Source organism: Curtobacterium sp. 260, from assembly GCF_030803485.1.
Classification (GTDB): Bacteria; Actinomycetota; Actinomycetes; order Actinomycetales; family Microbacteriaceae; genus Curtobacterium.
Genome location: NZ_JAURUY010000023.1, coordinates 1 through 10,724, shown reverse-complemented (window position 1 = coordinate 10,724; position 10,724 = coordinate 1). Strand labels below are relative to the sequence as shown.

The window sequence follows — 10,724 nt, the reverse complement described above, 5'->3', positions numbered from 1 at the left end:
GGGGGGGGGGTACCCCCCCCCCCCGACCCACCCGCCCCCCACCCCCCCCCGGCCCTCCCCCCCCCCGGGCGGGGGGGGGGGGGGGGGCCCCGGGGCCCCCGCGCCTCCCGTCCGTCCGTGCTGGCGCCTCAGCCGCGCAGCTCGCCGATGACGAAGTCGATCGCCCGCACGAGCTTCGCCACGTCGTCCGGGTCGATCGCGGTGAACGTGGCGACACGGAGCTGGTTGCGGCCGAGCTTCCGGTACGGCTCGGTGTCGACGATGCCGTTCGCGCGGAGCGTCGCGGCGACGGCCTTCGCGTCGATCGACTCGTCGAGGTCGATCGTCGCCACGACCTGCGACCGGTGGGCGGGGTCGGTGACGAACGGGGTGGCGTGGTCGGAGGCCTCGGCCCAGTCGTAGATCGTCGACGACGACGTCTTCGTGCGGGTGTCGGCCCACGCCAGACCACCGGACTGGTTGATCCAGTCGACCTGGTCGTCGAGCAGCAGCAGGGTCGCGAGCGCCGGGGTGTTCAGCGTCTGGTCGAGCCGCGAGTTGTCGACGGCGTTCTGCAGGGAGAGGAACTCCGGGATGTAGCGGTCCGAGGCGGCGATGCGCTCGACGCGCTCGATCGCGGCGGGGGAGAACAGGGCGAGCCACAGCCCTCCGTCCGAGGCGAAGTTCTTCTGGGGCGCGAAGTAGTAGACGTCGGTCGCGGCGACGTCGAACGCGGCACCACCGGCGGCGCTCGTGGCGTCGACGACGGTCAGCGCGCCGTCGTCACCCGCAGCGCGGACGACCGGCGCCATGACGCCGGTCGAGGTCTCGTTGTGCGGGTAGGCGTAGACGTCGACGCCCTCGACGGGCTCGAGCGCGGCGAGCGAGCCGCCGGGTGCCTCGACGACGTGCGGGGCCTCGAGCCACGGGGTGTCCGTGGCCTTGGCGAACTTCGAGCCGAACTCGCCGAAGGACAGGTTCTCGGCACGACGTTCGACGAGCCCGAAGGCGGCGGCGTCCCAGAACGCGGTCGAGCCGCCGTTGCCGAGGACGACCTCGTAGCCGTCCGGGAGCTGGAAGAGGTCGGCGAGGCCGCGGCGGACGCTGCCGACGAGGTCCTTCACGGGCTTCTGGCGGTGGGACGTCCCGAGGATCGTCGCCCCGCGGGTCACGAGTGACTCGAGCTGCGCGCCGCGGATCTTGGACGGGCCGCAGCCGAAGCGTCCGTCGGTCGGGAGGAGTTCGGCGGGGATGACGATGTCTGCCATGCGCCGATCCTAGCGAGCGGTATCCCACCGTCACCGACCCTGGACCGGCCGGACGGGGCGGACCCGACCCGCGCCTCCAGGCCGTGGAGCGCGCCCGTCGGTGCGGTCTTGTCGCACTGCTCAAGTAGGGTGGATCGGGCTGGGCCCAGACATGAGAGGCGGACCGTGACCGATCTCGTCGACACCACGGAGATGTACCTGCGGACGATCCTCGACCTCGAGGAAGAGGGGATCGTGCCGCTGCGCGCGCGCATCTCCGAGCGTCTCGGACACTCCGGTCCCACCGTCTCGCAGACGATCGCGCGGATGGAGCGCGACGGTCTGGTCGTCGTCTCCGGTGACCGCCACCTCGAGCTCACGGGCGAGGGTCGCTCGCGGGCGACGCACGTGATGCGCAAGCACCGGCTGGCCGAACGGCTCCTCGCCGACGTGATCGGACTCGACTGGGCCTTCGTGCACGACGAGGCCTGCCGCTGGGAGCACGTGATGAGCGAGCAGGTCGAGGTCCGACTGCTCGAGATGCTCGGCAACCCCACGGAGTCGCCCTACGGCAACCCGATCCCCGGGCTCGCCGAGATCGGTGGACCGACGGCGGGACAGTTCCTCGACGGTGTGCAGAACATCGTCGCGGCGACCGACGGCACGGACGCCGTCGCGGTCGGCGTCGTGCGTCGCCTGGGCGAACCGGTGCAGTTCGAGCCCGAGCTGCTGCACCAGCTGCGCACCGCCGGCGTCATGCCCGGCCGTGTCGCCCGGGTGCAGCGCGCCGGTGCGTACGTCGCGGTCCGGGTGGACGGCGAGGACGCCGGCATCGAGCTGCCGACCGAGGTCGCGCAGCACGTCTACATCGAGCGGGACTGACCGTCGGGGCGCCGTCCGAGCCTGAGAATCGGCACAAGGTCACGAGGGTCGATCGCCGCTGATCAGGGGTTCGTGATCGTTCCGTTACCGAACCGTCGTTTCATCTCGACAAGGTAACGGCCCCCACGTACACTCGTCGAGTCCCCGGGCCGCCCACGAGGCCCAGGACCCGTGGCAGGACGTCTCGAACCCGTCTCCTGCCTCGATCGGAAACGATGACGAACGGATGGGGTCCGCCCCTCCGCCCTGACCCAGGCGGAGACGGTGACGAGACGCCGGAGACACCACCCTTGACGCAGACCGGTTCCGCCGCGGACGACCAGACGCCCGCCAACCCGACGAACACCGCGAACGACGCCCCGCTCACCCGGCGGGCCGCGCGCCAGACCGAAGCCCCCGCCCGTCGCATCACCCCCGTCCGCGACGCACCGCTCCCCGGCGGCCGTCGCGCTGCGCAGGCCGCCCGCGCCGCCGAGACCGCCAAGGCGAGCAGCTCGGCCCGCAAGCGCCGGTTCCTCGCCCCCATCGTGCTGACGGTCGCCGCCGGCATGTTCGGCACCGTGGCCGTCGCCCCGGCCTTCGCCGCGACGCAGCAGACCGGTTCGACCGCCGCCGACGCGCAGCGCCAGGTCCGCACGACCCAGGCACAGCAGTTCTCGGTGTCCGACGCCGTGGCCCTCGCCGGGACGTCGCGTGACGGGTACGGCGCGACCGCGCAGTCCACCCTCGACGCCGAGGCCGCGCAGAAGGCCGCCGCCGAGCAGGCCGCGGCTGCGCAGGCCGACGCCGCGAAGGCCGCAGCGACCCAGGCGGCGCGCGCGCAGACCGCGAAGCAGTACTCGTCGTACAGCGGCCCCTCCGCGAACGAGATCGCCACCACGGCGGCCGCCGCGAACACCCCGTTCTCGCTGCCGGCCGTCGTCGCCACCGCGAAGCAGTACATCGGTACCCCGTACGTCTTCGGTGGCGCGGACCCGTCCGGCTTCGACTGCTCGGGCTACATCATGTACGTCTACGCGCAGTACGGCATCAGCCTGCCGCACTCGGTCCCGCTGCAGGACGCCGCGGGCACCACGATCCCCGAGTCCCAGGCGCAGCCGGGCGACGTCGTCGTCTTCAACGACGGTTCGCACGACGGCTTCTACATGGGCAACGGCATGATCATGGACGCTCCGAAGCCCGGTGGCTCCGTCTCGATCCGCCCGATCTGGACGAGCAGCTACCACATCGTGCGCTTCGGCATCTGACCCGAGCACCCGCACGACGGTGACGACCCTGGTGTCGTTCCCGTGAACACTCCCGGAAACCGGTCCGCACACCCTCGTGTCGGGCCGGTTTCCGACGTACCCTGGTGCTGCACCGGTCCGATCCGGCCCGAACACGGGAGACCTCATGTCAGCGTTCCGCACGACCCGCACCACGGGTCGGCGCGCGCTCGTGGACATACGGTCGACCGCCCCCTGCGTGCACCATCACGCACCTGTCTGACGAGAGCACTGCCCATCCGGGTGGTGCTCTTCGTGGTTCAGGGCGTGGTCACAGGTCGCGGTCCCCTGTCGACGTCGATCGACCCGACGCACCCGCAGCGCCTGGAAGCCGTCCAGGCACCGTCGGAAGGGAACCCATGCGCACTCTCGTCCTCAACGCCGGTTACGAGCCCCTCGCGGTGATCTCGGACCGACGGGCCCTCGTGCTGGTCATGAACCAGAAGGCCGCCGTCATCGCCGCCGACCTCGACCACCCGGTCTCGGGGTCCTCCGCGAGCTTCGATCGTCCGTCCGTCATCATCCTGACCCGCTACGTGCGGATCCCGCACGCGAGACTCGTGCCGGTCTCGCGACGCGGGGTCCTGCGGCGTGACGCCAACCGCTGCGCGTACTGCGACCGGCACGCCACCACGATCGACCACGTGCAGCCCCGGTCGCGCGGCGGCCAGGACTCGTGGGAGAACCTCGTCGCCTGCTGCCTGGCGTGCAACAACACGAAGGGCGACCGGACCCCGCAGGAGATGGGGTGGCGGCTGCGCTTCCGGCCGAAGGCGCCGCACGGTGCGTCCTGGGTGGTGCGGGGGATCGAGCGCCCGCAGTCGGAGTGGGACGAGTACCTGGTGGCCGCGTAGCGCCGGCCCGGCGTCGCGACGGACGGGAGGCGCGTGGCGGGGCCGCCCCGTGCCTCCCGACCGTCGCGTGGTCGCGCTGGCGTGCGCACGGTTGCTTGCGTGGACCATCCCACGCGTGGGAGACCGATCCGCTCGTAGGGTGACGTTCCTCCGGGCCTCCGATGCGCGGAACGTCCTCCCATCGCGCGCGTGATGGGAAGGAACGGGCAGGCGTAGCGTGCGAGCCATGAGCGAGACGCCCGTGATCGACGACGCCACGATCGAGGACCTCCGCGCCCGACTCCGCGCGACCCGCTGGCCGGACGCACCCGCCGGCACCGGGTGGTCGCTCGGCGTCGACGTGGACGAGCTCCCGCCGCTGGTCGAGTACTGGGCCGACGGGTTCGACTTCGACGGGCACCGGGAGCAGCTCGCCGCGCTGCCGTCCGAGTGGCACGTCGTCGACGGCGTCCGGGTGCACGTGCTCCACGCGCGATCCGGCCGTCCCGACGCCCTCCCGCTGCTGCTCGCCCACGGGTGGCCGGACTCCGGGTGGCGGTTCCGCAAGGTCCTGCCGATGCTCGTCGAGGCCGGGTTCGACGTCGTCGTGCCGGACATGCCCGGGTACGGGTTCTCGGACGCACCACCGCGCGTGCTCGACGCCCGCGAGGTGGCCGGCATGTGGGCGACGTTGATGACGGAGCTCGGGTACGACCGGTTCGCGGCGTCCGGCGGGGACATCGGGACGCACGTCGTCCGGTACCTCGCACTCGACCACCCCGACCGTGTTGTCGCCGTGCACCGGATCGACGGCGGGCTGGCGTGGCCCGGGATCGACACCACGGAGCTGTCCCCGGCGGAGCGGGCCTTCGTGCAGGAGACCGAGCGGTGGCGGACCGCCGAGGGCGCCTACGCGATGATGCACCGCACGAAGCCGCAGACCGCCGCCGTCGGGCTGACCGACTCACCCGCGGGTCTCGCTGCGTGGATCGTCGAGAAGCTCCGGTCGTGGAGTGACTGCGGCGGCGACCTGTGGTCGGTGTACACGCAGGACGAGGTCCTGGCGCTGCTGACCGAGTACTGGGCGACGGCGACGATCGGGTCCTCCATGCGGATGTACCACGCGAACGCGGCGATCCCCGCTGCGCAACTGCGCCGACGGGTGGAGGTGCCGTCGGGGTTCTCGGTGTTCCCGGGCGACATCGTGCGGGCTCCGCGGGAGTGGCTCGAGCGCACGACGAACCTCGTGCACCACCACGAACTCGACCGGGGCGGGCACTTCGCGCCGTTCGAGCAGCCGGAGCTGTTCGTGGACGAGGTCTGCGTGTTCCTGGAGCCGTACCGCCGCTAGAGTGGACGGGCCAGCCTCTGTAGCTCAATGGAAGAGCAGTTCCGTCCTAAGGAAACGGTTGGGGGTTCGAGTCCCTCCAGGGGCACCACGTCGTCCGGGGGCACCGCGTCGAGCGCGGGTTCGCGTCCCTGCGGTGCTCGTCCAGGGGCACCGATCGTTGCACCAGCCGTCGTCTGGGCCGGAACGGGTTCTCCACAACCGTCGCCCTGGACGGTAGCCCGGGCCCAGCGCCCCGTACGATTGACCCGTGTCCAAGGTCCTGAGCAGTCTCCCCGTCGGCGAACGAGTCGGCATCGCGTTCTCCGGAGGTCTCGACACCTCCTGCGCGGTCGCCTGGATGCGCGAGAAGGGAGCGGTGCCCTGCACGTACACGGCCGACATCGGCCAGTACGACGAGCCGGACATCGACGCCGTCCCGGGTCGCGCGAAGGAGTACGGCGCCGAGATCGCCCGCATAGTCGACGCGAAGAGCGCCCTGGTCGAAGAAGGCCTCGTCGCCCTGCAGACCGGTGCCTTCCACATCCGCTCCGGCGGCAAGACCTACTTCAACACGACGCCGCTCGGCCGCGCGGTGACGGGCACGATGCTCGTCCGCGCCATGAAGGAGGACGGCGTCGACATCTGGGGCGACGGCTCCACCTACAAGGGCAACGACATCGAGCGGTTCTACCGCTACGGCCTGATGGCCAACCCGCGGCTGCGCGTCTACAAGCCGTGGCTCGACACCGAGTTCGTCGAGGAGCTCGGCGGTCGCAAGGAGATGAGCGAGTGGCTCGTCGCCCGTGGCTTCCCGTACCGCGACTCCACCGAGAAGGCCTACTCGACCGACGCGAACATCTGGGGAGCGACGCACGAGGCGAAGAGCCTCGAGGAGCTCTCGAGCGGTCTGGACATCGTCGAGCCGATCATGGGCGTCGCCGCCTGGCGTGACGACGTCGAGGTCGCCACCGAAGAGGTCTCGGTCCGCTTCGAGGCCGGCCGCCCGGTCGCCATCAACGGCGTCGAGTACGCCGACGCCGTCGCACTCGTGTACGAGGCGAACGCCATCGGTGGTCGCCACGGCCTCGGCGCGAGCGACCAGATCGAGAACCGCATCATCGAGGCCAAGAGTCGCGGTATCTATGAGGCGCCGGGCATGGCCCTGCTGCACATCGCCTACGAGCGTCTGCTCAACGCGATCCACAACGAGGACACCGTCGCGGCGTACCACAACGAGGGTCGTCGTCTCGGACGTCTGATGTACGAGGGCCGGTGGCTCGACCCGCAGTCCCTCATGCTGCGCGAGTCGCTGCAGCGCTGGGTCGCCTCCGCCGTCACCGGTGAGGTCACGCTGCGCCTGCGGCGCGGTGACGACTACACGATCCTGGACACCACGGGTCCGGCGCTGTCGTACCACCCGGACAAGCTCTCGATGGAGCGTGTCGGCGACGCAGCGTTCGGTCCGGACGACCGCATCGGGCAGCTCACGATGCGCAACCTCGACATCGCGGACTCGCGCTCGCGCCTCGAGCAGTACGCAGCGGCCGGGCTGATCGGCGGCGCGACGGGCGAACTCGTCGGCGAGCTGCAGTCGGGCGAGGCCGAGGAGATCCTCGGCGGAGCCGTCGTGTCCAGCGAGGACGAGGCACTCGGCCGCGCGACGGACGCCGCGTCCGAGGGCGCCGCCTTCGACTCCGGTACCGACTGACACGCACCGCACCGACACGAACGGGAGCCCCTGCCACGCGCGGGGGCTCCCGTTCGTCGTCCGTGGCGTGCGTCGGGAGAGGGCGTGTGGCTCTTCCGAGCCGCGTGCACACGCGTGCTTCGACGTTGCGCGCGTCGAACGACGTGCGCGGTGTCGTCCTGTGCGCCTGCATCGGTCGCGGGTGCATCGGCCGACATCGCGCGGGTCGATCGACGGGTGCTTCGGCGCGGGACGTCCCGTGCATCGGGAGTAGGGGTGGGGTCATGCGACATCACCGTCGTCGTGCGACAGCGGCGGTGTCGTTTCGGCCGATCCGGCACGAGCGAAGTCGGTTCGTGCGACTTGTCCGTCGTCGTGCGACAGCGGCGGTGTCGTACGACAGCGCCACGCTGCCGCGACCAGCCGCGGTCGCACCCACACGACGGACGGGAGGCGCGGTACCGACCGGCACCGCGCCTCCCGTCCGTCCCGTGGGAGCCGCTACCGCCGCTCGGCGGTCTCCGGCCGCTTCTGGCGCCACGGCTCCGCCGGCCGGTCCGGACCGCCCCACACCTGCACGGCGCCCCAGGCCGCTGCGAGGAGCGGCACCGAGATGATCGCGCCGGTGATGCCCGCGAGCACGGTGCCCGCGGTCAGGCCGATCAGGATCACCAGGCCGTGCAGCTTGAGCGTCTTGCCCATCAGCACCGGCTGCAGCAGGTTGCCCTCGAGCTGGTTGACGAGCACCACGATGCCCACGACGATCAGCGCGGCCACGGGGCCGTTCGCCACGAGGGCGACGAGCGCGGCGAGGATGCCCGCGGCGGTGGCGCCGACGATCGGGATGAACGCGGTGATGAACACGACGACGGCGAGGGGGAGCGCGAGCGGCACCCCGACGATCGCCAGCCCGACGCCGATGCCGATCGCGTCGACCGCCGCGACGCTCGCCGTGCCGCGGACGTAGCCGCCGAGGGTCTGCACGACGCGGTCACCGACGCGGCGTGCACGCGCGTACCGGGCGCCGGTGAACGGACGGAGCAGGAACTCCCAGATCGCCGGCCCGTCCTTGAGGAAGAAGAACAGCACGACGATCATCAGCACCAGGCCGGTCAGGAAGTTCGCGGTGGCCGACGCCCCGGCCAGGGCGCCCGACCCGAACTGCGAGCTGGTCAGGAAGTCCTGGACGCCGTTCACCACCTGGTCGACCTGCTGGTCGGAGATCGAGAACGGCAGGTGTGCGACGGTGTCCTGCAGCTGCTGGAAACCGCTGATCGCCGACTTCTGCAGGTCGGGCCACTGCGAGATGACCGCGACGACGATCAGCCAACCGACGAGGCCGAGCACGACGAGGACGCCGAGCAGGACCGCGAGGGTCGCGAGCACCGAGGGCACCTTGTGCCGTCGGAGCCAGGACACGACCGGGTGCATGGCGGACGCGATGATCAGGGCGAGGAGCACCGGGATCGTCACGACGCTCAGGGTCGCGGCGGCGTACACGATGCCGATCGCGATCACGAGCACGACGATCACCTGCAGGCATCGGGTCGCGAGACTGCCGAACCCGTCGGTCCACTTGCGGGCGAGTGGACCCGGTGTCGCGTCGGACGTGGTGGGGTGGTTGCCGAACAGGGGCATGAGGCTCCTCGGTGGTGGTGCGGAGCCTCCACGGTACCGACGCAGCCGACCCGCGGTCCCGACGCAGCCGACCCGCGGCCGCGGACGTCCGGGGACGCCGCTAAGCGCATCGACCTGGACGCGCTCCTGTCCCGCTTCTACGCTGGGGCCACCGGGTTCACTCACAGGGTCCCGTCGTCACGATGCCCTCGCGGTCCGCGGGGTCTGGCACAGCGGGACGGCCCGGTCGGACCCGAGGTGAGCAACACCTCGATGAAGGGCTGGTCCTCATGACCGCCACGTACTCGTGCTCCACGCACCTCGACTTCCCGGCGGGGCACACCCGCACCCCCGTCTCCACCTTCGCTGCCACGACCCTGCAGGTGCTCTCGTGACGCCCCGTCCCGTCGAGGACTGGCACCGTCACGGCATGCGCTCACCCGAGGAGGTCGCCGAGCTGATCGCCGACCGCGTCGGCGGCACCTCGGACGCCTCCGTGCCCGCCGGTCCCGAGCACGACGAACCCTCGTACGCGGACTTCCTCGGCGAGCAGGTCTGACGCGGCCCCCGGACGGGGGCTCGCGCCGTCCTGCCTGCGCGCGGAAGATCCTCGGCAGGGGCCGTGTGGCCCGTCCCGTCTCACCAACGGGACCCGGATCAGGGAGGACCCGACGTGCACGACCACGACACCCATCCGTTCGACCGTCACGTCGGTCCGCCGCACGTCGAACGCTTCCGGCTCACCCGGACCGACGAGATGCTCCGCGTGGTCTGCACGTGCGCGATCGGTGCCGACCACGACAACACCATCCGGCACCCCGCCGCCCCGACGGTCGCCTGAGTCGAACGGGTGAACACCAGCCGCGTGCCTCCGGTGAATCCGGTCGTGCGCGACGGTGCGGCGGGATACTGGTGGGGTGCGTGAACTCCAAGCCACCATCGCTGCGGACCTCGACGTCCAGCCGACCATCGACCCCGAGCAGGAGGTCGCCCGCCGTGTCGCGTTCCTGCGTGACTACCTGACAACGACCGGCGCGAAGGGGTTCGTCCTCGCCGTCAGCGGCGGTCAGGACTCCACGCTCGCGGGACGGCTCACCCAGCTGGCCGTCGAGTCCCTCCGCGCCGAGGGACGTGAGGCCGAGTTCGTCACCGTCCGTATGCCGTACCGGGTGCAGGCCGACGAGGACGACGCGCAGCTCGCGCTGCAGTTCATCGGCGCCGACCCCGGCATCGTGGTGAACATCGAGCACGGCGTCGACGGCGTGGTGCAGGACACCGCGGCGTCCGGCGTCGCGCTCAGCGACTTCGTGAAGGGCAACGTCAAGGCGCGCATGCGCATGGTCGCCCAGTACGCCGTGGCCGGGCAGCGCGGACTGCTGGTCGTCGGCACGGACCACGCGGCCGAGGCCGTGACGGGCTTCTTCACGAAGTACGGCGACGGCGGCGTCGACCTCACCCCGCTGACCGGGCTGACGAAGAGCCAGGGGCGGCAGCTCCTCGAGCACCTGGGGGCGCCGGCTCGCCTGTACGAGAAGGCGCCGACAGCGGACCTGCTCGACGACCTGCCCGGGCAGACCGACGAGGCCAACCTCGGCCTGACCTACGTCGAGATCGACGCGTACCTGCAGGGGCACGACGTCCCCGACGAGGTCGCCGAGGCGATCGAGTCGCGCTACCGAGCGACAGAGCACAAGCGTCGCGTGCCCGCGACGCCCTTCGACAGCTGGTGGCAGCAGGGCGCGTAGCGCCACAGCGCTGGGCCGGACGGGAGGCGGGGGGGGGGGGCCCCCCCCCCCCCCCCCCCCCCCGGGGGGGGGGGCCCGGGGGGGGGGGCCGGGGGGGCCGGGGGGCGGGCCGTCCAACACACCACCCGGGGGCGTGCAG

The 10,724-nt window shown here is 71.6% G+C and carries 10 protein-coding genes and 1 tRNA gene; 9 read left to right on the top strand and 2 right to left on the bottom strand.

All coding sequences use genetic code 11. The annotated features are described in order from the left end of the window. Positions 1-128: 128 nt before the first annotated feature. A complete protein-coding gene (serC, locus tag J2X59_RS15765; RefSeq protein ID WP_326497301.1) occupies positions 129-1,247 on the bottom strand; it encodes a phosphoserine transaminase in 1,119 nt (372 codons plus the stop codon). Between the two features lie 165 nt (positions 1,248-1,412). Here serC and J2X59_RS15760 point away from each other — a divergent pair, with 165 nt between their 5' ends. From J2X59_RS15760 to argG, 6 genes are all read left to right on the top strand, one after another. Further along, entirely contained in the window at positions 1,413-2,108 is a 696-nt protein-coding gene (locus tag J2X59_RS15760) for a metal-dependent transcriptional regulator (protein WP_066656523.1), read from the top strand. 290 nt (positions 2,109-2,398) lie between these two features. Beyond that, the gene (locus J2X59_RS15755; RefSeq protein ID WP_326497300.1) at positions 2,399-3,355 is read left to right on the top strand and encodes a C40 family peptidase; all 957 of its coding nucleotides are present in this window, start codon (positions 2,399-2,401) and stop codon (positions 3,353-3,355) included. Between the two features lie 377 nt (positions 3,356-3,732). Then, positions 3,733-4,227: an HNH endonuclease gene (locus tag J2X59_RS15750; RefSeq protein ID WP_066656516.1), complete on the top strand. Its 495-nt coding sequence runs from the start codon at positions 3,733-3,735 to the stop codon at positions 4,225-4,227. 226 nt (positions 4,228-4,453) lie between these two features. Beyond that, positions 4,454-5,557 (top strand): epoxide hydrolase family protein, encoded by a 1,104-nt coding sequence (locus J2X59_RS15745; protein WP_326497299.1) that lies wholly within the window; start codon positions 4,454-4,456, stop codon positions 5,555-5,557. Between the two features lie 13 nt (positions 5,558-5,570). Further along, positions 5,571-5,645: transfer RNA gene (locus J2X59_RS15740), tRNA-Arg, on the top strand. 159 nt (positions 5,646-5,804) lie between these two features. Further along, a complete protein-coding gene (argG, locus tag J2X59_RS15735; RefSeq protein WP_209685453.1) occupies positions 5,805-7,244 on the top strand; it encodes an argininosuccinate synthase in 1,440 nt (479 codons plus the stop codon). Between the two features lie 480 nt (positions 7,245-7,724). Here the strand turns inward: argG and J2X59_RS15730 are convergent, their stop codons facing one another. After that, positions 7,725-8,861, bottom strand: coding sequence for an AI-2E family transporter (locus J2X59_RS15730; RefSeq protein ID WP_326497298.1), 1,137 nt, complete (start codon positions 8,859-8,861; stop codon positions 7,725-7,727). Positions 8,862-9,270: 409 nt separating this feature from the next. Between J2X59_RS15730 and J2X59_RS15725 the strand changes: the two genes are divergently transcribed. From J2X59_RS15725 to nadE, 3 genes are all read left to right on the top strand, one after another. Then, complete coding sequence (locus J2X59_RS15725; protein ID WP_268746754.1) at positions 9,271-9,399, top strand: hypothetical protein; 129 nt, start codon at positions 9,271-9,273, stop codon at positions 9,397-9,399. Positions 9,400-9,513: 114 nt separating this feature from the next. Next, positions 9,514-9,681: a hypothetical protein gene (locus J2X59_RS15720; RefSeq protein ID WP_158407773.1), complete on the top strand. Its 168-nt coding sequence runs from the start codon at positions 9,514-9,516 to the stop codon at positions 9,679-9,681. A gap of 76 nt (positions 9,682-9,757) precedes the next feature. After that, positions 9,758-10,585, top strand: coding sequence for an ammonia-dependent NAD(+) synthetase (gene nadE, locus J2X59_RS15715; protein WP_326497297.1), 828 nt, complete (start codon positions 9,758-9,760; stop codon positions 10,583-10,585). Positions 10,586-10,724 lie beyond the last annotated feature (139 nt).